This is a genomic window from Companilactobacillus halodurans (genome assembly GCF_009600985.1).
Classification (GTDB): Bacteria; Bacillota; Bacilli; order Lactobacillales; family Lactobacillaceae; genus Companilactobacillus; species Companilactobacillus halodurans.
The window spans coordinates 1-23,142 of record NZ_VDFP01000023.1 but is presented as its reverse complement, the minus strand read 5'-3'; the positions used below and the strand labels follow the sequence as shown (position 1 = coordinate 23,142).

Sequence of the window (23,142 nt, the reverse complement as noted above, 5' to 3'; positions counted from 1 at the left end):
TTGCAAAGACGTAAAGCTTATCGGACAGCCATTCTCGGTATTTTAATAGCCATTATTTTTGTCCAATCAATGGTGCCATTCTTGGGGTTTATTCCCACTGGTTTCATTAATATTACTATTATCCATATAACGGTGATTGTGGCCGCCATTGTGCTTGGACCTAAAAACGGCGCTATTGTTGGATTGGTTTGGGGAATAGGAACGATTATCCGTGCTTTTACAAGTCCCACTTCGATTATTGATACAACGGTTTTTACTAATCCAGTCGTTGCCGTATTGCCAAGGATTGCCGTCGGTTTGATTGCCGGGTGGATTTATCTGTGGTTTAAAAATCATACCAATAAAAAGGTCCTAGGGATGGCAGTGGCTTCTGGTATTGGCTCTTTAATTAATACCGTTTTGGTCTTAGGATTGATGCGACTGATGTATGCCAGTGTTATGGCACAAGCATATGCAACTCAGACTGATCTCTTGAATAAATTGTTATTAGTTATCGTTGGAACTAACGGAATTCCAGAAATGATTGCTGCAATTATTATCGCACCAGCAATTTCTAGCGCTATTCTGAAAACAAATCGCTTTTTGGACAAATAGTTCAGCACATTTTCTGAAAATTAGGTATCCTAGTTAGGTAGGAGAGTGATTTTTTGATGCAAAAGACATTAATTATCAATGCAGGTAGCTCGTCATTAAAGTGGCAATTATTTGAAATGCCCGCCGAAACAGTTCTTGCAAATGGTTTGGTTGAACGAATCAGCATGCCAGGTTCAATCTTTACAATTAAATATGGTAATCATCAGAAATACCAAAAGACAGTCGACAACTTAGGCCAAAGTAGCGCTGTGAAAATGGTGTTCGATGAATTACAAAAGTTAACGATTATTCAAGATTTAAGTGAGATTACGGCGGTAGCTCACCGAGTCGTTGCTGGAGGCCAAATCTTCAAGCACGCCGTTGAAATCACACCGGAAGTTTTACAAGAAATTAAGTCATTGAGTAACTTTGCCCCATTGCATAACCCTATGGAAGCCAAGGGAATCGAAACGATGGCGCAGACTTTGCCTGATGTTAAGCAGTATGCGGTGTTCGACAGTCAATTCTTTACTGATTTGCCCGAAATGAATGCAATTTACAGCTTGCCATATGAAATAACTCAGAAGTATCAAATTCGTCGTTATGGCGAACATGGCATTTCACATGGTTATTTGACTAGTCGTGCGGCTGAATTATTGCACAAGGACCAAAAAGATGTTGATTTGGTAACGATGCATCTCGGCAGTGGTGCTTCTCTAGCCGCTGTGAAAAATGGTAAGGCCTTTGATACTTCAATGGGATTCACGCCACTGACTGGTGTCACGATGGGAACTAGAGCAGGCGACGTTGACCCATCACTCGTGCCATATTTGATGAAAGAGCTTGATGTCAGTGATCCTGATGAAATCATGATGCTCTTGAATCAAAAGTCCGGTTTATTAGGAATTTCTGGGATTTCACCTGATATGCGTGAAATCAGAGCTCAAGAAAAGACTAATCCTCAAGCCAAATTGGCCGTTGAAGTATTCATCAACCGCATCATTAAGTATGCCGGCAGTTACTTAACCGAACTAGATGGAGCTGATGCATTGGTTTTCGCTGGTGGCATTGGCGAACACAACCCTAAATTGCGTCAAGAAATCATTGATAAATTATCGATTTTCAATGTTAAATTGGACTCCAAGTTAAATGAAGCTGGAAAAGAAGGAATCATAAGTAGTTCAGATTCAGCCATCAAGGTCTTGTTGATTCCAACTGATGAAGAATTAGCTATGGTTCGACAGGTTGCTAGTTTACAAAATAAATAATAAAGGATAGCGAAAGCGGAACATAACATGGTCAGCTTTCAAGCATTAAGAAAATAGCTCCTGGTAATTGTATTTTGATTACCAGGAGCTATTTTTCTTAGCACAAAAGTATGTTATGTTCCGCGTTTATTTCTGCGACTGAAATTACTATGAATAATTTTTTATAAATAAATATTAGTAACAAATCATTTTAGAGATTCTTTTTTAGTGAATTTATTTTTGAAAAGCCAATATCCAGATAGTAATAGGTTAATGATTGTAATTAGCCAACCGATTTTTGCAATAGTGGTCATCTTATACTCAACGCTAATTTTCCCAGAATGGAATGAACTAGGTAGAGTCGTGGCAACCAATCCATTTTTGGATTTTGCAGGGACAACTTTTGTTTGATTATTTGAATGAATAGTTACTTGGTAGCCCTTATAGTAAAGCCGTGGCAACATAATAGTCCGACTTTGTTTGTTGTCAGAAATCTTTACCGTAACGGCGTTATGATTATTTTGAGTGACAGTATATCCTTGCGATTGAGCAATAGTTTTTGGAAATGGCTTAGGGTTAATAGTAGTCATATATTTCATAAAATCAGCAGGTTCGTATTCACCCATACTGATACTTAAAGGAGTGATTGGACCTTTGCGTGTGGCTACAAATTCGAGATTTGATTTGATAGGGAAGTTGATTGTTATAACGGCGATAAAAATTAAAAAGATTCCTGTTACTGGGATTTTAAAATTGCCTAATTTCGTAAGGACTTGTCCTAGAGCACTAGCAACGATAAATGTTAGTAATGGCAAGATGATTACATTAACACGAGAAATTACTTGTAATAAAACTAAAGGTTTAAAAATGCTTACTACAAATTTCAATAGGTCAGTCGATAATGATAAAGAGCTGTAAAGAGCGATGACAATAAATGCTTGAGGAATCAGTTTATCTGAGAAGCGAAAACCGCGGTCTTTAATCAGATAAAAAATTAATGATGCTAGTAATAGAATAACTAGAAAAGTCCCGTTAAGAGGGATGAATTGTTGAGGATCAAAAACGGGGTTCTTTTTCAACATCGCATTAGCAATAAGTCCAAATTGACCGTCAGCGTTTTTAGATGTATCGACGTATTTTTGAACGGTATATTGTTCAACGAATGAAAATAGGAAAACACTAGTTAAGCCTAAGAAGAATAGTCCTGATTTAACAAATGATATGAAGATTTTCTTGTTTTTGAAAACGGGGATAAGATTCATAATAAAAATTATTAGAACCGTACCTAAAGTGATTAAGAATGACAAGATATGTGAAACGAAGAGTAGTCCTAGGGAAATAGATAGCATAGGCCAATATTTTGTTTGACCTTTTACTAATTTAAAAGTACTTAATAGTACCCAAGGAATGAGTGCCCAAGCAATTAATTCTCCGGCAGCTGCACGAGTAGAAATGATTCCATAAAAGTAATAAGAACTTAGATAAATGGGTGCTGAAACGATTGTAGCCCAGTTATTATGGAACAGTTTGTGAATTACGTAATTGATTGAAATGATACTTAAGATAGTAAAGACAAATAGGAAAAGCAAGTATGAGTGATAGTCGCTTAATCCCAAGACATTAACGATAGCAAAAGGATAAAGCAAGAAATTTCCATAGAAGAAGCCGACGCCATAACCTAATTTATTAAGGTATTCAAAGCCAATTGGATTTGGAAAATGTCCATGAGAAATGTTAGATGCTAAGGTACTGATACGTGCCATGTGAAAACCCGGATCGTAGCCTCCAATGACGCCACCCTTAAAAATAATGTAAGCTACAATGAAAAAAATGAGAACATCTGAAACAATTAGAAATGCTTTTTCTTTACTTTTCAAAATAAACCTCTGCATAAATGAAATTAATTGGATATGTAATCATTTTACCTTAAAAGTGCAAAAAAAATACGGGACTTAACATAATTTCCTATTTTAAGATTGTCGTCTAGGTGTATCTTTAGATGTTTAGAAATGGGATAATGTTTTGTCTCGTATTGAAATTTGAATTGGTTTTTCTTTAATTTTTTTGTGCTAAACGTTCTTTATGTGAAGTAATAATTTTATCGGCAATAGCTTTAGCAACATTTTCATTTTTTAAGATGGGACCGTGAGAATAACTGCCAATGGTATTTTTATAACGCATACCCTCTTGCTTATCATCAGGATTATTTCCATAACCTTGGACCATCACGCCAAATGGTTTGAGCTTTTTCTTATCATCGAAGTAAGTTCTACCACTATGATTTTCAAAAGCTTTAACTGTGCCCCATTCAGTTTTATATTCTGTGTCGCCAATCATGCGGCTATCTGCTTTAAAAATAGTATGAAGTGGCAAGATGTCTAAGCCTTGGATAGTTTTTCCGCCACTTGTTTCGTAATATTTACCTAAGAATTGATAGCCACCACAGATGCAAAGCATAGGTTTATCATCTTCGATATAGTCTTTGATAGTTTCACGGTGACGTCTCAAGTCGCCAGCGATAACAGATTGTTCGAAGTCTTGGCCACCACCGAAGAAGAGAAAGTCGTAATCAAAGGCATTAAATTTCATATCCAAACTGATGTTGTCAACTTGAGTATCGTAACCTTTTTCTTTAAGCAGGAAGCAGAGGATTTTAACATCGCCGCTGTCTCCATATGTATTCATTAAATCTTCATATAAGTAAGCAATTTTTATTGTGTCAGACATAATTTCTCCCGTAGAGTTAGAAGTATTGTAATATAGTTGAATAATGAGGTGATTGAATTGACAAAAGAAATCAATAAAAAGATTTTAGCAGATTTTCAACAGAACTTAAATCAAGATGCAACCAATAATGTTCTGCAAAATTCTGTTGCACAAGTGGGATTGTATGGTGCTTCTGAGGATCCTGAAGTTAAAACTAAATTGAACCCTATATTTAATATTGAAATCAATACTGGTAAAGTGTCAAATCAAAAACGTTCCGGACGTTGCTGGTTGTTTGCAGCCTTGAACTCGTTGAGAACCGAATTTGCTTTGAAAAATAATTTGAAGGATTTTGAATTATCGCAAAATTATTTGTCATTTTGGGATCGATTGGAAAAATCCAATTTATTCTTACAAAACGTTTTAGCCACAGCTGATTTGCCAATTGAAGACCGCAAAGTGAATACTTTGTTCAGCCACCCAAATGGTGATGGTGGATTTTGGCAATATGCTGCTAATTTGATTCAAAAGTATGGCGTCGTACCAAGTTACGTGATGCCAGAAACAGCCGCATCAGACAACACAACTGAGTTTAACGCGGTTTTGAACAAAATGTTACGTAAAAACGGAATTGAATTGCGTGATATGGTTAAAAAAGGCATTGCGCAAAAACAAATTGACCAAAGAGTTGAAGAGATGCTTTCAGAAGTTTACAAACTTTGCGTCTATTCATTTGGTCAACCACCTAAGGATTTCGAGTTGTCATTGAGAACTGACAGCGACAAGTTGATTGAAGAAGAGAGTATCACGCCAAAGGAATTTTTGAAGCAATACTTCACAATTAATTTGGATGACTATGCTATTATCGAGAATTCTCCTCAAACAAGCAAGCAGTATGACCAAGTTTATACGATTGATCTGACGGGAAATATCGTTGGCGGAAAAGTTGATAAGTTCTTGAATTTGCCAATTGAACGTCTAAGAGATTTGAGCATTCAACAATTGAAAGGCAACGACTTAGTTTGGTTTGGCAATGATGTTTCTAAAGAATCAGACCGCAAAAACGGCTATCTACTAGGCAATTTGTACCAATATGACAAGTTGTTAGGAATCGATACAAAGATTGAAAAAGGTTTAGCTTTAGACTATAAAGAAGCTGAAGTCTCACATGCCATGACCTTAACAGGCGTTAACCTCGTCAAAGGCCAACCTAATCGTTGGAAAGTCGAAAACTCATGGGGTGAAGCTAACGGCGAAAAGGGATATTTCTTAATGGATCAAAAATGGTTCGAAAATAATATTTATGAAGTTATTATCAATAAGAAATATTTGACTGATAAAGAATTAGCTGAGTTTAATAGCGAACCAATCGTATTGCCAGCATGGGATTCATTATCATAATCAGAGAGCGCAGAAAGGGCGCCCATCTCCCGGAGCCTAAGACAATTTCACGAATTGCTCGCGCACTTTGCGAGTGATTTGGGAAATTGTCTTAGGTGTAGGGAGTTGCCCTTTCGTAGCTCGTTTTGGCATACTTAGTGAATAAAAATAATGGTGACGTTAATCTAACTTTTTTAGATTAGCGTCACCATTTTTGTATTGAAGTGTTTTTACTGTTTTATAGCGAGGGTTCACTGGTTTATAGCGGAAACGAGTTCCACAAGCCAGCTACTTCCGGTTAGAACGATTTTGAAACTCACACGCAAAGTACGCGTGCAATTTTCAAAATGGCCCTAATCCTCGGTAGCTACCGGGCTTGCTCCACTCTCTGACTAAAACGAGTTCCACAGGACAGACATTTCCGGTTAAGCCTATTTCCCGCCTTGTCTGCTCCGCAGCCAATTCGTGAAATTGTCTTAATCCTCGATGTCTAAGCGTCCTGCTCCACTCTCTGAGGTTTTCCATACAGGTATCCTTGTTGTAAAAAAATCCCGAATTTCTTAGCTAATATCTGATCCTGTCGATTTTCAACGCCTTCTAAAATAACGCCTAAACAGTACTTCCTAGCTTGTTGGACCCAAAACGATAAATATTCAGGTATCTTTTCATCATCGCCGTCTGTTCGGAGATTTTGCATTGCAAATTTGATTTTATCTACGTAGGGCAATAAGTTTTTAACGTTATCAAAGGTATTAGATCCAGTGCCAACGTCATCGATTACTAATGAGATGTCATATTGGTGTAATTGCAAACTGAATTCCTTGATTGTTTTTAGTGGCATTGCTTCGGTCAATTCGATGATTAAATCAATCGGTTGGATTCTTTTTTTTAGAGCGATTATGGCTCCTAAAGTGAGTGGATCGTTAGCTTGGTTGCTATTCAAATTAAAAGAGATAACTTTTTTGTTAGTTGTCTTTTGATTGATGATCGTAGCAGTCTTTTCAATTAATTTAACTTGATCACTAACGCAAAGTTCGGTGAAGCTTTGGGGAAGCCGCCAGGTGCCGTTTTCCTCTTTGCGCAATAAAGCCTCATATCCAAAGACTGTATCATTGCACTTATTTACTTGTGGTTGTACAAAAAAACTATAGTTCGTATGTCCTTCCCCCTGACATTAAATACTGTTTATTAGTACCCTTATTAAGACTCTTTTCTAGGTAACAATTTTATGCTATTTCTTTTTTTATATCAATTAATAATTTCTTTATATAGGAATGGAATATTAGCAAAATATATAAATGATTATAACGCCGTTATAGTTCTTTTTGATTTAAGCTGACTTAAGGCTAAAAAAGGATATGCGCAATCTTATAGTGAAAAAAGGATATAAAAACTAATAAATAATGTATATAATACTTGTCAGGAAGAGAGGACGATTTTGATGGATACTGTAGCAAGAAAAGAGCAGAGGAAAGTTGAAATTTCTTCAGCTGAATGGCAAATTATGAGAATCGTCTGGACTTTAAAACATGTGACTAGTTCAGAAATAATCAATCTCATGCAAAAGAAACAAACGTGGTCTGATTCAACGATTAAAACTTTGATTACACGTTTGACTAAAAAAGAATTTTTGAGTCGTCAAAAAGAAAAGGGTCGTTATATTTATTCATCAACTGTTGCTGAACAAGAAACAATGGATGAATATGCAAATAGTCTATTTGATAACTTCTGCGCTCATAAGACGGGTCCAGTGTTAAATGAATTGGTCGAATCACTAGAGCTCAGCAAAAGCGATTTAGAGTCTTTGCAAGGTATTTTGAATGAAAAAATCAAAACGGCACCTGAACACGTGAAATGCGATTGTTTACCAGAAGATTGCGATTCAATGTGTTAGAATATAGTTCCTTGGCAGGGGCACTAAATCAGAATTAATATATCAAAAAAGCTTCTAATTCAAACGAATTAGGAGCTTTTTTGATGTCTTTTTAAAAATGGACCTTCATAATTAAGTCCTTTTGAATCGTATCTTCCAATTTGAATTCCTGACTACCAAAGGCTTTGAAACCAAATTCCTTGTAGTAATACATGATGGGGGCGTTATGTTCCCAAACGCTGCTCCAAATGGTATCTTTATGAAATTTCTTAGCCTTTTCAAAAGCCAAATTAATCAATTTTTCTTCCAGTCCCATATATTTGAAACCTTCACGCAAATAAATTCGGTCGATTTCTAATCCACCAGCCACTGACTGCGACTGAGCATCGTCAATATTTAGCTTGAGGTAGCCGGCTAATTTGTGATTGAAGAAAATAAAGTAGAAGAAAGAATTAGGATTGATCATCTCACTAGCCAGTTGTCCATAATTATAATTTGTCTGAGTGTAATCAGAAAAATTACTAAAGCTTTGAGAATTGAAAGTATCGTTGAAAGTGGCGACACTTAGTCGATGCAATTGTGGCAAATCTGAGTAATTAACTTCTCGAATATCAATTGGTAACGTCGTTATAGGCATTGAACCGCCCCCCCTTAATTAAAATTTCATGAGCATATCTAGGTGAGGAATATTGTCTTCTAAATAAACATCAGAAATAGCTTTGAAGCCAAATTGTTCGTAAAACTTTTGCAAGTAGGCTTGAGCTTGAATTTGGATAGGTTTGTTAGGAAATTTATTTTTAATTTCTTCAATCGTTTGACTAACGATTTTTTCACCTAAACCAGCTTTACGATATTCCTTCATAATTAGAACACGACCAAAGGTAATGTGATCACCCTTATCGATAATTCTGGTATAGGCTTTTAAGTGGTCATTTTCAACCAAACAGACGTGCAAATCGTTATAGTCGTCTTCATCGACTTCTTGATAAGGACAATTCTGTTCGACAACAAAAACAGCCACTCGCGCCTTTAAGATATCTATTAGTTCTTTGGGGCTTAACTCATTAGTACTTTTAATGCTGACCATATAAAAAACCTCCACGATTTTTAGGAATAGATTTGGGATAATCATACAATCATTTTGTTGTAAATGCAACAATAAAAACTAAAGAGTTCACCAACTCATCATTGAATTAAATTGCGCATTAATATAGGATAAAAGAGTGTGAAACATGTGTTTCACAAGTGGAGGTATTTAATGAAACCGGAAGAATTTTTTGAAGCCCTATCAAAACAGGGCATCGAGTTAAGTGCAACTCAAAAAGAACAATTTGCAACTTATTTTCATGAGTTGGTAGAGACTAATAAAGTCATGAACTTAACTTCCATTACCGCCGAGGATCAAGTTTATTTAAAACATTTTTATGATTCAATTGTTTTAGGATTCGTTGATGAAAAGCTATTACACGATGAATTAACGCTTTGTGATGTTGGTTCGGGTGCTGGTTTTCCGTCATTGCCACTTAAAATTATTAATCCAAAGTTGAAAATTACGATTGTTGATTCATTAAACAAACGGATTAAATTTTTAGACGGTTTAGTTCAAAAATTGCACTTGGATGATGTCAGTTTAGTTCATGGACGTGCTGAAGAAGTGGGCAAGAATCCACAATTTCGTGAATCGTTTGATATTGTAACGGCTCGTGCTGTTGCAGCAATGAATGTTTTAACTGAATTTTGTTTGCCATTAGTCAAAATCGGTGGTCAATTTGTTGCAATGAAATCTGAAAAAGCTCCTGAAGAAGTTGAAACTGCTCAATATGCTATCAAAACTTTGGGTGGAGAGGTTAAGCAACAAAAATCAGTTGAACTACCAAATGATGCAGGAATCCGTAATTTTATTATGGTTACTAAAATTTCCAAAACACCGAAAAAGTATCCTCGTAAACCAGGTACTCCTGCCAAAAAGCCACTCGTGAAATAATCACTAAGTATTAATTAATACTGTAAAAATGATAAGATTATATAGATATGGCAAAAACGCCAAAAGTGATTAACCATAGATAAATATTTCTAGAGATAGGGGAATAAAATGGCACGAAAAATATCTGTTGCAAATCAAAAAGGTGGTGTAGGAAAAACTACTACCACTATCAATTTAGGAGCTTGTTTGACAGATCTTGGTCAGAGGGTCTTGATTGTCGACACTGATCCTCAAGGGAATGCAACTAGCGGACTAGGTATTAAAAAAGCCAATGTTGAAAAAGATGTCTATGATGTTTTAGTCAATGAATATCCTCTAAGAAAAACCGTTATTCATACTAAACATAAAAATCTCGATATCGTTCCTGCCACGATTCAATTGGCCGGTGCGGAAATGGAATTGACCACGATGATGGCCCGTGAGACGCGTCTGCGTGCAGGTATTGAGGAAGTGGACTCCGATTATGACATCATTTTGATCGACTGCCCACCTTCACTAGGTCAACTTTCGACAAATGCTTTTACGGCAAGCGATTCAATCATTATCCCTGTGCAAAGCGAATACTATGCACTTGAAGGCTTGAGCCAATTGTTGAATACGATTCGTTTAGTCCAAAAGCATTTTAATACGAACTTAGCTATCGAAGGCGTTCTCATTACAATGTTGGATGCTAGAACTAACTTGGGTGCTCAAGTTGTAGATGAAGTGAAGTCATATTTTGGCGATTCCGTCTACAAATCGATCGTACCAAGAAATACGCGACTAGCTGAAGCTCCAAGTTATGGATTGCCTATCGTTGATTTTGATGACAAGTCTAGAGGAGCTAAAGCCTATCGTGATCTTGCTAAGGAGGTGTTAAAGCGTAATGGCATCAAACAAAAATAAAAAAGGTTTAGGTCGCGGTATCGATGCGATTTTCTCAGAATTTGAAGCAATTGATGAGAACAGTGAATCCGTTGTTGATTTGTCCATCGATGACATCCGTCCTAACCCTTACCAACCAAGAAAAACTTTTGATCAGCATGCTTTGAATGAACTGGCTAGCTCAATCGAACAAAATGGCGTTTTTCAACCTATTATCGTTCGTGAAAGCGTGAATGGATTTGAAATCATTGCTGGTGAAAGACGTTTCCGTGCAAGTAAAATTGCTAAAAAGACTACTATCCCTGCAATTATTCGTCCATTGAGCGAATCAGGGATGATGGAAATTGCCGTTTTGGAAAACTTACAACGTGAAGATCTGACACCTCTTGAAGAAGCTGATGCTTATCAAACTTTGATTACTAAATTAAATCTTACTCAAGAACAAGTCTCGCAACGTTTGGGCAAGAGTCGTCCTTACATTGCTAATTACTTGAGACTATTGAATTTGCCTGAAGCAACCAAGAAATTGGTTCAAAGCAGCAAATTGTCAATGGGGCAAGCCAGAACCTTACTTAGCTTGAAAGATAAAGATCAAATCGATAAACTTGCTAAACGTGCCGTCAATGAGGATTTAACTGTTCGCCAACTTGAACAATTAGCAACTGAATCAAAACATAATAGTAAGAAGAAAAAGAAAGTCGTTCAAAAATCGCCATTTATTAAAGCGACTGAAGAAAAACTAGTTGAACGATTCGACTCGCCAGTTTCTGTGAAAGAAACTCGTAGCGGTCACGGAAAATTAGAAATTGATTTTACAAATACGGATGACCTGAATCGTATTTTAGACATATTAGGAATCCATTTAGATTAGAGGAATTGTATGTTTAAACTTGGAGATATTATCACAATGAAAAAACCTCACGCTTGTGGGGAAAACCGCTGGGAAGTTATCCGATTGGGTGCGGACATCAAGGTCAAATGCTTAGGTTGTGGACATATCGTTATGATTCCACGAGCAGAATTCAACAAGAAATTCAAAAAAGTTTTGACCCAAGCTGCTCAGGTAAAAACGGAAAACGAACAACATTATTTGACGAAAGCTCAATTAATGCCACCTAATTTTATGGAAAGAAACGAGGAATAACTGATGGCTCTTACTGCCGGAATTGTCGGACTACCAAACGTTGGTAAGTCAACTTTATTTAATGCTATTACAAAAGCTGGTGCGGAGATGGCCAACTACCCATTCGCTACTATTGATCCTAATGTGGGAATGGTTGAAGTACCAGATAAAAGATTGGCAAGAATCGATTCATTGATTCCTGCTAAAAAATTGATTCATACTACTTTCGAATTCACTGATATTGCCGGAATCGTTAAAGGCGCAAGTAAAGGTGAAGGACTAGGAAATAAATTCTTGGAGAATATTCGTCAAGTCGACGCTATCGTTCACGTCGTTCGTGCTTTTGATGATGATGATATTACTAGTGTTACTGGTAAAGTCGACCCACTAGACGATATTGAAACAATCAATTTGGAATTGAGTATTGCTGATCTTGATAGTATCAACAAACGTTACACTCGAGTTGAAAAGGCTGCTAAGAGTGCTAAGGATAAGGAAGCTCAAGCAGAATTATCTGTCTTAGAAAAGATTAAGCCAGTTCTTGAACAAGGTGGAGCTGTTAGATCAATCGACTTTAACGAAGAAGAGCAAAAAATCGTTAAGGGATTGTTCTTGTTAACATCAAAACCAGTTTTGTATGTAGCTAACATTGCTGAAGATGATATGGCTGATCCTGAAAGCTCTAAATACTACAAAGTTGTTGAAGACTATGCTAAGAAAGAAAAAGCACAAGTTATCGGCGTTTCAGCAAAGACTGAAGAAGAAATCGCTGAATTAGACGATGATGAAAGAAAAGAATTCCTTGAAGCTGAAGGCGTAACTGAATCTGGACTTGATAAGTTGATTCGTGCAAGTTACAAATTATTAGGTTTGAGAACCTTCTTTACTGCTGGTGGCAAGGAAACACGTGCTTGGACTTTCCATGAAGGAATGAAAGCACCTCAAGTTGCCGGAATTATCCACTCTGATTTTGAACGTGGATTCATTCGTGCCGAAGTAATGGCTTATAGTGACTTGGACGAATTAGGTAGTGAAAAAGCCGTCAAAGAAGCCGGTAAATTACGCGTTGAAGGTAAGGATTACGAAGTTCAAGATGGAGACATCATCGAATTCCGCTTTAATGTCTAACCAGGGGGAGTAAAATGTCAGAGGATTTAAGAGATAAGAATAAGCAAGCTGCTGAAAAACAAAAAGTTGTTTCAGCTAAGAACGAAAAAAAAGAAGAAGTAAAAGCTGAAATCTATAACGCGAATGCTGATGATCTTCGTAAAAAGTTAAGTAATAAGAATAGTGAATATGTTTTTAAACTTAATAAATATTTGATGGATGACGGTTTTAAAGAAGACGAAGCTAAAACTGCCATTGATGAACTTCTTCCAGAAATGGTTGATAATCAAATCAAAGGTATTCCAGCTAATCAACTTTACGGACCAGTAACTCAAAAAGCTCAAGATATCGTGCATCCAGTTAAAAAGCCTAAGACAACACCATTTTGGGCTTCATGGATTGACACATCTCTACTATTCTTTGCATTGTTTGGCGTTTTGTACGGGGTCGTTGCTTTAACAACTAAAAAGCCTGACCCTAATAGTCAAACAGGTATCATCACATTGGTTGTCTTGTCAGCAATGTGGGGTGCATTATTGACTTGGTTCAACAATCAAATGAAACGTCCAAAGTCTCAAAGACCTGGCTGGGGAATCACGATTGGATATTTAGTCGTTGGACTAATGTTCATGTTCGTCTTCCTAGCTGCGATGACGGCTGTACCTACAACTATTAATCCACCGCTTAATGCAATTGGTTACTTCATTGCGGCTGTGGTTGCTTATGGTGTAAGATTTGCTTTCCGTAAGACAATGGGCATTCATGATCGTTCATTCTTTTAATTAACCTTTTAATTAATAAATTCAAAAATAGACAGAATAATCAAAAAGATGATTATTCTGTCTATTTTTTTGGAAATTTTATTGAGTTCTTTTTATTTTACCCGGAAAAACTGAATCAACCCGTAAAGTCCATAACCACCGCAAGCAATTTTCAACAAAGTCATGTAGATGCCGACCTTTTTGATATCAAGCGTTTTGTCGTAATTTATCTCATATTGGACGAATAAGATAATGGCAACGGAAAAAGTAATGATCAATAAGAACTTCATGCGTTTTCTTAAATATTCCATATAGGCTCACTTTCATGTCTAATTAGTAATCTACTTCCATATTATTGTATAATATTAACTAGTTGTAAACTTGTAAATATATGTACGCTTGAGAGGTTTATATAAATGAAAATCTTAGTGGTGGATGACGATAAAGAAATTGTTGAATTACTTAGTATCTATATTAAAAATGAGGGTTACGAGGCGATAGCAGCCAATTCAGGTCAAGAAGCACTAGACCAATTGTCTGCTCACAGCGACATCGGCTTGATGGTTTTGGATATCATGATGCCTGGAATTGATGGAATCGAGGTCGTTAAACGAGTTCGTAAAAATTCCCAGATTCCAATTATTATCGTGTCAGCTAAAACGACTGATATGGATAAGATACAAGGTCTTATTACTGGAGCCGACGACTATGTAACGAAGCCATTTAATCCTTTGGAGATTATGGCTCGGATTCGCTCGCTCTTACGTCGAAGCACTCAGCAGTCAGCAAAAAATGTGCCTGATAAACTTGAGGTAGGACCAATCACAATTTATAAGGATTCTCATGAAGTCGTGACAGATTCTGGTCAAAAGGTTCAACTAACGGCTCTAGAATTTGGCGTGCTCTATTTGTTAGCAAGTCACCCCAATCGAGTGTTTTCAGCCGATGAAATTTTTGAAAGAGTTTGGAAGCAAGAAAGCGTCGTATCGGCTAAGACCGTTATGGTACACGTTAGTCATTTGCGCGATAAATTAGAAGAAGCTACCAACGGAGAAAAAGTTATCGAGACCGTTTGGGGCGTCGGCTATAAAGTGGAGGTTTGATTTTTGAAAAAACGAATCAAACTGAACGTAAAAGCTAAAGGTGTCCTCCTGCTTGAAGGAATAGGCACCTTTCTTTTATTTCAGATAATCAATGCAATTTTAATCAGTTCACTGGGAACAAGCTCAGTGACGAACAATTTTCTCAATAATCTGGAGCAATTATGGTCCCAAAAAGGATGGTTTTTAGCCATCACGCTAGTTTTGGAATTATTTTTGACTTGCGTTATAGTTATTGGTACTTATCATCAAATGGAATTGCGACAAATCAAAGAAACGTTGCAGTCGGTAGCTAGCGATAAGTTGACTAAACCAATCGACGTCAAAGTCAATCAAAATTTGCAAGGAATCATTGACAGCTTTAACCTTCTAATTTTAAATATGAATCACCGTGCAAAGGAACAAGAACGCTCGGAAAAAAGTAAGGATGAGTTGATCAGCAATGTCAGTCACGATATCAGAACACCATTGACATCAGTGATTGGCTATTTAGGATTGATTGAAAGCAAGAATTACGGCGATTTAGGACATATCCTAAAGTACACCCACATTGCTTATAAAAAGTCCTTAGAGATGCAAAATTTGGTAAATTCGCTCTTTGAATATGCCAATGTTCAGCATGCAACCAGTCGCTTAAATATGACGAAGTTCGATATGGTGCAGATGCTGGATCAGATGTCAGCCGACTTTGAACTAGAAGCTAACAAACGAGGAATGGAAATTGTCGTAACTTCTAATCCTGATAAGATCATGATGCAAGGCGATACTGAAAAACTCGGTCGAGTCTTCAATAACCTCATCATGAATGCTTTGAAATATGGTAAAGGAGCCACTCATATTTGGCTAACAGCTGAAAAAAAGCCCAAAGAGGTTGTTATCACAGTTGCTAATAATGGTCAGCCCATTCCCGAGGACTCTTTGAAGCACGTCTTTGATCGTTTTTATCGAGTTGAGGATTCACGTTCTAAAAAGACCGGCGGAACTGGGTTAGGACTAGCCATTGCTCAAAGCATGGTGAAATTGCATGGTGGGACGATTGCCGTAACTTCGGATAAAGATAAAACATCATTTATCAGTCACTTTCCCATCACCCAATCACAAAACTGATCTGTGAGGTTTAAAAATGAAAGGTTTCACTAAGAAATTACTATTGGTTTTATCGATGTTTTTGTTGATATTGCCAATTTTTTCAACGACTGTCGAAGCAACAACGACGACAGTCAGTCAACAACCAGAAATGAATGCTACTGCGGGGATGATCTTTGATGAGAATAGTGGCCAAGTTATCTACAAACAAAATGCAGATAAAAAGGTGGCCATCGGTTCAATCACAAAGATCATCACTTTGTATTTAGTGACAAAAGCCATTAGAGAAGGAAAATTTACTGAAGAAGATAAATTGACTCCAACTGCTCAAGAAGCAGAAATGACCCAAGACAGCGCTTTAACTAATGTGCGCTTGGATGCTGATAAACAGTATTCAGTTAAAGACTTGTATAACGCTGCTTGGATTGTTTCGTCCAACTCAGCCGCGATGGTGTTAGCTGATGAAGTTGCCGGCAGTCAGGCAAAATTTGTTAAAATGATGCGCCAAACCCTCAAAGATTGGGGAATAAAAAATGCCCAGTTGTATAACGTTTCAGGCCTAAATAATTCCGACTTGAAGAAGGGCATGTACGTTGGTCCAAAAGATGGTGAAAATAAACTTTCCGCTGATGATATTGGCGTGGTCGTTAAACATGTTTTGGATAAATATCCGGAAATTCTAAAGACCACTTCACAATCTAAATTGTCATTTCCCGTCGACAATGAAATTAAAGTCTATGACTCACTGAATTTGTTATTAAAGGGTGGTCGCGATTATCAATCCGGCTATGAATTTGATGGCCTAAAAACTGGGACGACAGAAGCTGCTGGCGATTCATTCGTAGGGACTTTGCCTTTAGACAATACTCGTATCGTCACAATCGTCTTGGACGCTAAGGGTGAAAAGACAGACAAGGATAAAAGGTTCCGCAGTACCCAAAAATTAGTTCATTATTTAAAAGATAATTATGAGTATAAAAAGGTCCTAGACAAGGGACAAAACGTCAAAATCAATAATAAAAAATATAAAGTTTATGATTCAATTTATTTTTGGCTGCCGAAAAAATTTAATGTTGCACAATTGAGTTATACTAGAAGTAGTGATGACTTAGGTTTTGCCGCAAAGCATAAGAAGCAAACGGTAAAACTGATTGTCGCTAATACAAGTGGTGGTTATCTTCCATTCAAAAAGGCAGATGTTAAAAAAGTAATACATAAGAAGACGAACCAGAAATCTTGGTGGGATCAAATCGTAGAATTTTTTAACCATTTATTTTAGGAGTGTGAAAAAATGAGTTTAAAAATAAGTAATGCTATAGAGATTTTGAAGAAGCATGATTTACTGGTTTCGAGTTCAGTTAGCGATGAAAACCTCGAAGTAACTAATATTAGTTACAACTCAAAAGAAGACCAATCTAATGGTATCTTCTTTTGCAAAGGCAATAATTTTAAAGCTGATTACTTGGATCAAGCTATTAAAAATGGTGCCAAAATTTACGTTTCAGAAAAGGAATACAACAAAGATGTTGACCGTTTGGTTGTCAAAAGCGCCTCTAAAGCTTTGGCTTTGTTGAGTGCTAAGTATTATGGCAATCCTGAAGATGATTTATTCATCGTAGCCTTTACTGGTACAAAAGGTAAGACGACAACTTCATACTTTACTTACGACATTTTGAAGAATGCCTATCCAAAGCAAGTTGGCCTCTTTTCAACTGTTGATCGAATCGTTGGACCAAATCCTAAAGATGAGTTCAAGTCAGATTTGACGACTCCAGAATCATTGGAACTATTCCGTGATATGAGAAGATGCGTCGACAATGGATTAAAGTATCTTGTGATGGAAGTTTCTTCACAAGCTTACAAGAAGAATCGTGTTTACGGCTTGAAGTTTGATATTGGTGGTTTCTTAAATATCACTCCAGACCATATTGGACCTAATGAACATCCAACTTATGAAGATTACTTAAATTGCAAGAAACAATTGATGATCAATTCCAAAGTTAATATCATTAATCGTCAAACAGATGATTACGACAAAGTTTATGCTGCTGCCAAAGAAACTAGCGACGATAAAGATATTTATCGTTTTGCTAAAAATGAAGTCGCTGATACTGATTTCAGTATCCGTAACAAAGAATCTAATTTAAACGATTCTGTCTTCACTTACACAGCTGAAAGCGATAAGGCAGAAGACTTACAAGATAAAGGCGAATATACATATGACCTCGGTCTTGTAGGTGATTTCAATGAATTGAACGCAGGGGCTGCAATAACTGCTGCTAAGATTATGGGTGTCAAAAACGAGGTGATCGTTGAAAGTTTAAAAGTAGCGTTCGTCCCGGGGAGAATGGAGCACATTAATACCAACTCTCACGGAACGATCTTTATCGACTATGCACATAATTATGCTAGTATGAATGCTCTTTTGAGCTTTTTGAAACGTGAATATCCAAAGTCCAAGATTAAGGTTGTCGTTGGAAGTCCTGGCGATAAGGGAGTTTCAAGACGTGCAGGCTTTTCACGGATTCTTAATGAATTAGCTGATTCTGCTATCTTAACAACCGATGATCCTGGATTTGAAGACCCAGCTGATATTTGTAAGCAAATCGACGAAAAGATCGATCACGAAAAAGTCCAAGTTAAAACTATCTTGGATCGTGAAAAAGCTATTCGTGAAATGATTACTTCAAGTAAAGGCGACGATATCATCGTTTTAGCGGCTAAAGGAAACGATGCTTATCAAAAGACTAAGGGAGTTGACGTTCCTTACGCCAGCGATCCTGTAGTCGCACGGAAAATTTTGAAGGATATTGAGGATTAGTAATATGAAAAAGTTCTTTACAGTAATTGGTGGTATGGGAAGTTTAGCTACTGAAAGCTACATTCATTTACTAAATGAAATGACCCCTACTAAAAAAGACCAAGATTATTTGGATTATATCTTAGTCAATCATTCTACTGTTCCTGATCGGACAGCACATATTTTGGATCACAGTAAACCCAGCTTTTTGCCTCCATTGGCTGAAGACATTAAGCAACAAAGCTTATTGCATCCTGAATTTATGGTGATTATCTGCAATACAGCACATTATTACTATAAAGAATTGCAAGCAGTTACTGATGTTCCTATTATTCATATGCCACACATGGCAATCAGCATGATTAGCAAAAAATATCCACAAGCTAAAAAAGTTGGTTTAATTGCTACCAAGGGTACGATTGCTGATCACGTTTATGAAAATGAAATTAAAGACGCTGGATTTGAATATAGTTTGGGCGACCAAGCTGTTCAAGACCAAGTTGAAAGTTTGATTTATGACGATATTAAAGTTAAAGGTAAAGTTGATGCTGCTAAGTATCATGACATCTTGAAGACAATGCACGAAAAATTTAATTGCGATGTGATTGTTTTGGGATGTACCGAATTATCTTTGGCACAAGAAAAATCTCCTGATCACCCTTATCAAGTAGTTGATGGTCAAGAAGTTATCGTTGAAAAATCAATTGAATTTGGCGAAAAGATTCGTCGTGGAGAAAAAATCGATTTTACTAAGATTTATTAACGTTTCACAAGAAACATTGCGAAGTTTCACGTATATCTTATATAATATTTGATGTATAAGGAGGTACTTCGCCATGTTTAAGAGATTATCTATTTTTGCGGTTATCTTATCAGCCTTAGTGCTAGGCGGTTGCGCTAATCAGCAATCAACTGAAACTCACTCAAATGCTAAGTCTGAACAAACACCAAAGAGTACTAAAAAATCGGCTAAAAAAACGCCTAAGAAGAAGAAATCTGCTAGAGTTGCCAATTCTACTAGATCAGCCTCAACTGAGTCTGAAAAGGAATCAAGCAATGATTCAAATAGTGAATCTAATGGCAATAGTGCTTCCCAAAGTACTTCTCAAAGTACAGATAACCAAAATTCTTCTTCAAATCAAAGTACGTCAACTAATCAAAACGACAATAATAATGATACAAAAAATTCAACAACAGACAGTAGTCAAGATTCACAAAATCAGGACAGCCAAGCTCAACAAAGTGTTAATATAACTACATCGACACAAGCGGTTGAGTATCTGGCTGACCAATTAAGTTCCACATATGACAAGACAACAACGCAATATGTGGCCAATGGGAAAATATCTTGGAACAATACTAGTGGATATCAAATCAATATTTATAGTAAAAATTCCGATACGCCAGTGGGAAGCTATTTAGTTCCTGCCAATGGTCAATATTTTCAAATTTGGTAATAACGCATAACTTGCCATTACAATAAGAATTAGTTATATTTTTAAGAGGTCGGTACAAAACTTAAGTTTTGTTCTGACCTCTATTTTAGTTATGCAATTATTTGAATAGAGGATAATAAATGCGAAAAAAAAGAATCTTCTTATTAGTTTTATTTTCGCTACTGATATTTGTAGGCGGGTGCAGTCAAAGAACTGCTTCCAAGAAACTTATCACAACAACGGTCAATACATATATTGAACCGATTGAAAGCGTCGTCGGGGACAAGTACCAAGTCAAATCAATCATCGAATCAGTCAATGTTGATCCACATAGCTTTTCGCCATCGAGTAACGATGCTAAGCAAGTGGCTGACTCACAACTGATTGTTTCCAGTGGTCTGGGATATGACGATTGGATCAATAAAATTGTGACTGCCAATAGTCAGAATAAAAATTTGATTGATTTCTCAAGCGACGTTTTGAAAAAAGAAGATGGCGCTAATGAACACGTTTGGTTTGGCGTTTCAAACGTTCAGAAATTGACGCGTAGCGTTTATCAACACATGAAAAAAATCGATCCCAAGAATCAAGCTTATTATCAAGCTAACTTTAAGAAATACGATTTAAAATTGGGACGCTTGATCAAAAGAGAAAAAGCTTTGAAAAAGTACACTGATGGGAAAAAGGCTTATGCAACTGAACCTTTGCCTTATTACTTGTTAAAGGATTTAGGGATGTCGATTGCTAATCCGCATTTTGCCAAATCGATTGAAGATGACACGGACCCTTCCATTGAAGATGTTGAGAAAATGGAACAAGGCTTAAAAAACCACAAAGTTAGTTTTTTAGTGGTCAATAAGCAAGTTACTAGTGGAATCATTACTAAAATGACAGCCTTAGCGAAAAAGCATCATGTTCCAATCGTTTACTTTACGGAAACTTTGCCTAGCGATTTAGGTTATTATGATTGGATGAACAGCAATATTACGCAGATTGAAAGGATAGTGAAGAAATAACTGTGATTGAAGCAAAAGATCTAACCAAGAAATTTGGGCAACAACTAGTTTTTGAAAATCTCAACTTCAAAATCAATGATGGCGACTTTATTAGTTTGATTGGTCCTAATGGGTCTGGGAAAACGACTTTGGTTAAAATCATGATGGGATTAGAGAAAAAGACTAGCGGCGAATTGTCGCTTGATAACAAGCAGTCGATTGGCTACGTTCCTCAATTTAGAAACATTGATTTAGATTATCCTTTGAATATTGAGCAGTTTATTCGCTTGAATCTAAAATTCACTTTTAGTCCAACTAAGAAGCGTGAAAACGATGAATTGATCAAAAACATTTTGGAAAAGACGGGTCTGACGCAATTAAAAAATCGTCCATTAGGCTTAGCTTCTGGTGGTGAAAAGCAAAAGGCTTATCTGGCCCAGGCTTTGTTGAACGACCCGAAGGTTTTGATTTTGGATGAATCGACGGCTAGTTTGGATGTTGAGGTCAAGATGCAGTTGATGGATTTAGTGCAAGAACTAAATCAGAAGTATAATTTAACAGTCATTTTCATTACGCATGATTACGAATTGACTAAGAAATATACGAGTCGAGCACTTTTCTTCCAGAATAAAACGATTAAAGAAGTTAATGTGAGTGACATTTCTGAAGAGATGTTCGAGATGGGTGGTTAAAAGATGTTTGGATATGAATTTATGCGCGAGGCCTTTATTGCTAGTACTTTTATCGCTATAACGGCTGGATTAGTCGGGGTCTTCGTTGTATCTCGCAACATGTCTTTTCTGTCGCACACGTTGTCAGAAATTGGCTTTGCTGGAGCGGCATTTGGCATTCTAGTGGGAATATCACCATTAGCAGGGATGATTCTCTTTACTTTGGTCAGTTCAATTGCAGTCGGCAGTTTGAGCACAGAATCGTCTCGGCGTGAGGCTTCAATCAGTGCTATTTCATCGCTGTTCATTGGTTTAGGAATTTTATTCTTGTCGTTGTCATCTGAATCCAGTAGTTATGCTACTAACATCTTATTTGGTAGTATTGTCGGAATCAGTGCCAAGGAAGTTCAGCAATTAATGATTTTGGCTTTATTTGTAATTTTTGTTTTCATAATTTTCTATAAGCCACTTTCATTTGACTCATTTGACCATATTGGAGCCCGTGCAGCCGGTTTAAAGACTCGATTACTCTCTATCGCTTTTTTAGTAACTTTGGCTCTAAGCGTCAGTATTGGTGCTCAAATCGTAGGTTCATTATTAGTTTTCGTTCTATTGACTCTTCCTGGAGCAACGGCTAAGTATTTAGTCCATACCGTTCCTAAGTTAATTATGGTGTCAGTAGGATTGTCGCTTGCTGGAGTTTGGTTAGGACTATACTTAGCTTTTGTAACTAATTGGCCAGTGACCTTCTTCATTTCAGCTTTTGAAGTGATTGCTTACTTCTTAGGATTAAGTTATAAAAATTGGAAATTAAACCATTAAGGAATAAATTAAATGATAGAAGAATTGTGGAAGAAATATAAAGATACGATCCCTTATTTATTTTTTGGAGTTTTAACAACTGTCGTTAATATCGCTAGTTTCGATATTTTATGGCAATTTTTAGGCTGGAATTATCAGATTGCCAATGCTGTCGCATATGTTTTGTCAGTCCTTTTTGCCTACGTTACTAATAAGTTGTGGGTTTTTAATTCCCATACCAGTACTTGGGGCGCTTTTTGGAAAGAAATGGGATCATTTTTCTTGTTTAGAGCTGCCTCTTGGGTGATCGATCAGGGAACGATGACGATTGGTGTTTCGTTGTTAGGTTGGAATGGATTGTTGGTTAAGTTCATTGCTAATGTGGTCGTGGTTGTTTTGAATTATATTTTTAGTAAGTTTATTATTTTTCGGAAGAGGAGTTAGGGAGATTCTTTTTTTTGAAAATTTGATTTTGATGTATAGAAAAAGAGAGGACCTTTTTCAGTTCTGAAGTGAACCCTCCTAGTTGGAGTAATCCAACGGGAGGGTTTTCTTTGTTTTCAAAAGATATTAAATTGGCTTGTATAACAGATGTTAATAATGGGTTGCCTATTGTACAAGCTATGAAAAAATAT

26 protein-coding genes and 1 pseudogene are annotated in these 23,142 nt (G+C 36.7%); 20 read left to right on the top strand and 7 right to left on the bottom strand.

The genetic code is table 11. The features are described from left to right. Nucleotides 1-594 (top strand): ECF transporter S component, encoded by a 594-nt coding sequence (locus FHL06_RS10010; RefSeq protein WP_153386238.1) that lies wholly within the window; start codon nucleotides 1-3, stop codon nucleotides 592-594. A 56-nt stretch (nucleotides 595-650) separates the two neighbouring features. Beyond that, nucleotides 651-1,841, top strand: a complete 1,191-nt coding sequence (locus FHL06_RS10005) for an acetate/propionate family kinase (protein WP_153386236.1) — start codon at nucleotides 651-653, stop codon at nucleotides 1,839-1,841. A gap of 185 nt (nucleotides 1,842-2,026) precedes the next feature. Here FHL06_RS10005 and FHL06_RS10000 read toward each other — a convergent pair whose 3' ends face one another. Continuing rightward, entirely contained in the window at nucleotides 2,027-3,697 is a 1,671-nt protein-coding gene (locus FHL06_RS10000; protein WP_153386234.1) for a hypothetical protein, read from the bottom strand. 178 nt (nucleotides 3,698-3,875) lie between these two features. Next, a complete protein-coding gene (locus FHL06_RS09995) occupies nucleotides 3,876-4,547 on the bottom strand; it encodes a type 1 glutamine amidotransferase (protein WP_153386232.1) in 672 nt (223 codons plus the stop codon). Nucleotides 4,548-4,604: 57 nt separating this feature from the next. Here FHL06_RS09995 and FHL06_RS09990 point away from each other — a divergent pair, with 57 nt between their 5' ends. Then, on the top strand, nucleotides 4,605-5,927 hold the full coding sequence (locus tag FHL06_RS09990; RefSeq protein WP_153386230.1) for a C1 family peptidase: 1,323 nt from the start codon (nucleotides 4,605-4,607) through the stop codon (nucleotides 5,925-5,927). A 469-nt stretch (nucleotides 5,928-6,396) separates the two neighbouring features. Here FHL06_RS09990 and FHL06_RS09985 read toward each other — a convergent pair. Next, nucleotides 6,397-7,056: pseudogene (locus tag FHL06_RS09985) on the bottom strand (EAL domain-containing protein); the annotation flags it as partial. Between the two features lie 291 nt (nucleotides 7,057-7,347). On the opposite strand from FHL06_RS09985, the gene FHL06_RS09980 reads away from it, so the two are divergent. Then, nucleotides 7,348-7,800 (top strand): CopY/TcrY family copper transport repressor, encoded by a 453-nt coding sequence (locus FHL06_RS09980; protein WP_153386228.1) that lies wholly within the window; start codon nucleotides 7,348-7,350, stop codon nucleotides 7,798-7,800. 91 nt (nucleotides 7,801-7,891) lie between these two features. On the opposite strand, the gene FHL06_RS09975 is transcribed toward FHL06_RS09980, so the two are convergent. Both FHL06_RS09975 and FHL06_RS09970 read right to left on the bottom strand, forming a co-directional pair. Further along, complete coding sequence (locus FHL06_RS09975; protein WP_153386226.1) at nucleotides 7,892-8,416, bottom strand: GNAT family N-acetyltransferase; 525 nt, start codon at nucleotides 8,414-8,416, stop codon at nucleotides 7,892-7,894. A gap of 18 nt (nucleotides 8,417-8,434) precedes the next feature. Further along, complete coding sequence (locus tag FHL06_RS09970; protein WP_153386224.1) at nucleotides 8,435-8,866, bottom strand: GNAT family N-acetyltransferase; 432 nt, start codon at nucleotides 8,864-8,866, stop codon at nucleotides 8,435-8,437. Between the two features lie 171 nt (nucleotides 8,867-9,037). Between FHL06_RS09970 and rsmG the strand changes: the two genes are divergently transcribed. The 6 genes from rsmG to FHL06_RS09940 all read left to right on the top strand — a co-directional run bounded on the left by rsmG (nucleotide 9,038) and on the right by FHL06_RS09940 (nucleotide 13,639). After that, nucleotides 9,038-9,763 (top strand): 16S rRNA (guanine(527)-N(7))-methyltransferase RsmG, encoded by a 726-nt coding sequence (gene rsmG, locus FHL06_RS09965; RefSeq protein ID WP_153386222.1) that lies wholly within the window; start codon nucleotides 9,038-9,040, stop codon nucleotides 9,761-9,763. Nucleotides 9,764-9,871: 108 nt separating this feature from the next. Then, nucleotides 9,872-10,648 carry a ParA family protein gene (locus FHL06_RS09960; protein ID WP_153386220.1) on the top strand — a complete coding sequence of 259 codons (777 nt, stop codon included), beginning with the start codon at nucleotides 9,872-9,874 and terminating at the stop codon, nucleotides 10,646-10,648. Further along, nucleotides 10,629-11,498 carry a ParB/RepB/Spo0J family partition protein gene (locus FHL06_RS09955; protein WP_153386218.1) on the top strand — a complete coding sequence of 290 codons (870 nt, stop codon included), beginning with the start codon at nucleotides 10,629-10,631 and terminating at the stop codon, nucleotides 11,496-11,498. Before FHL06_RS09960 ends, FHL06_RS09955 begins: the two co-directional genes overlap by 20 nt. Nucleotides 11,499-11,507: 9 nt before the next feature. Then, on the top strand, nucleotides 11,508-11,771 hold the full coding sequence (locus tag FHL06_RS09950; RefSeq protein ID WP_153386216.1) for a DUF951 domain-containing protein: 264 nt from the start codon (nucleotides 11,508-11,510) through the stop codon (nucleotides 11,769-11,771). A gap of 3 nt (nucleotides 11,772-11,774) precedes the next feature. Then, nucleotides 11,775-12,878: a redox-regulated ATPase YchF gene (gene ychF / locus FHL06_RS09945; RefSeq protein WP_153386214.1), complete on the top strand. Its 1,104-nt coding sequence runs from the start codon at nucleotides 11,775-11,777 to the stop codon at nucleotides 12,876-12,878. Between the two features lie 14 nt (nucleotides 12,879-12,892). Beyond that, nucleotides 12,893-13,639: a DUF1129 domain-containing protein gene (locus tag FHL06_RS09940; RefSeq protein WP_153386212.1), complete on the top strand. Its 747-nt coding sequence runs from the start codon at nucleotides 12,893-12,895 to the stop codon at nucleotides 13,637-13,639. Between the two features lie 92 nt (nucleotides 13,640-13,731). Here FHL06_RS09940 and FHL06_RS09935 read toward each other — a convergent pair whose 3' ends face one another. Further along, nucleotides 13,732-13,929, bottom strand: coding sequence for a hypothetical protein (locus FHL06_RS09935; RefSeq protein WP_153386210.1), 198 nt, complete (start codon nucleotides 13,927-13,929; stop codon nucleotides 13,732-13,734). Nucleotides 13,930-14,034: 105 nt separating this feature from the next. On the opposite strand from FHL06_RS09935, the gene FHL06_RS09930 reads away from it, so the two are divergent. The 10 genes from FHL06_RS09930 (at nucleotide 14,035) to FHL06_RS09885 (ending at nucleotide 22,951) form a co-directional block, all read left to right on the top strand. Beyond that, complete coding sequence (locus FHL06_RS09930) at nucleotides 14,035-14,721, top strand: response regulator transcription factor (RefSeq protein ID WP_153386208.1); 687 nt, start codon at nucleotides 14,035-14,037, stop codon at nucleotides 14,719-14,721. Between the two features lie 3 nt (nucleotides 14,722-14,724). Next, entirely contained in the window at nucleotides 14,725-15,825 is a 1,101-nt protein-coding gene (locus tag FHL06_RS09925) for a sensor histidine kinase (RefSeq protein WP_153386206.1), read from the top strand. A 16-nt stretch (nucleotides 15,826-15,841) separates the two neighbouring features. Beyond that, nucleotides 15,842-17,083 carry a D-alanyl-D-alanine carboxypeptidase family protein gene (locus FHL06_RS09920; RefSeq protein WP_153386204.1) on the top strand — a complete coding sequence of 414 codons (1,242 nt, stop codon included), beginning with the start codon at nucleotides 15,842-15,844 and terminating at the stop codon, nucleotides 17,081-17,083. Nucleotides 17,084-17,095: 12 nt separating this feature from the next. After that, complete coding sequence (locus FHL06_RS09915) at nucleotides 17,096-18,625, top strand: UDP-N-acetylmuramoyl-L-alanyl-D-glutamate--2,6-diaminopimelate ligase (protein ID WP_153386202.1); 1,530 nt, start codon at nucleotides 17,096-17,098, stop codon at nucleotides 18,623-18,625. Between the two features lie 4 nt (nucleotides 18,626-18,629). Next, entirely contained in the window at nucleotides 18,630-19,367 is a 738-nt protein-coding gene (locus tag FHL06_RS09910) for an aspartate/glutamate racemase family protein (RefSeq protein WP_153386200.1), read from the top strand. A gap of 73 nt (nucleotides 19,368-19,440) precedes the next feature. Next, nucleotides 19,441-20,061 carry a hypothetical protein gene (locus FHL06_RS09905; protein ID WP_153386198.1) on the top strand — a complete coding sequence of 207 codons (621 nt, stop codon included), beginning with the start codon at nucleotides 19,441-19,443 and terminating at the stop codon, nucleotides 20,059-20,061. A 119-nt stretch (nucleotides 20,062-20,180) separates the two neighbouring features. Then, complete coding sequence (locus tag FHL06_RS09900; protein WP_153386196.1) at nucleotides 20,181-21,056, top strand: metal ABC transporter solute-binding protein, Zn/Mn family; 876 nt, start codon at nucleotides 20,181-20,183, stop codon at nucleotides 21,054-21,056. 2 nt (nucleotides 21,057-21,058) lie between these two features. After that, on the top strand, nucleotides 21,059-21,727 hold the full coding sequence (locus FHL06_RS09895; protein WP_162000233.1) for an ATP-binding cassette domain-containing protein: 669 nt from the start codon (nucleotides 21,059-21,061) through the stop codon (nucleotides 21,725-21,727). Nucleotides 21,728-21,730: 3 nt separating this feature from the next. Beyond that, a complete protein-coding gene (locus FHL06_RS09890; protein WP_153386194.1) occupies nucleotides 21,731-22,528 on the top strand; it encodes a metal ABC transporter permease in 798 nt (265 codons plus the stop codon). A gap of 12 nt (nucleotides 22,529-22,540) precedes the next feature. Continuing rightward, entirely contained in the window at nucleotides 22,541-22,951 is a 411-nt protein-coding gene (locus tag FHL06_RS09885; RefSeq protein WP_153386192.1) for a GtrA family protein, read from the top strand. On the opposite strand, the gene FHL06_RS14745 is transcribed toward FHL06_RS09885, so the two are convergent. Continuing rightward, nucleotides 22,929-23,142 (bottom strand): hypothetical protein (locus FHL06_RS14745; protein ID WP_238334015.1); only part of this gene is annotated, 214 nt, incomplete at its 5' end. The genes FHL06_RS09885 and FHL06_RS14745 overlap by 23 nt on opposite strands.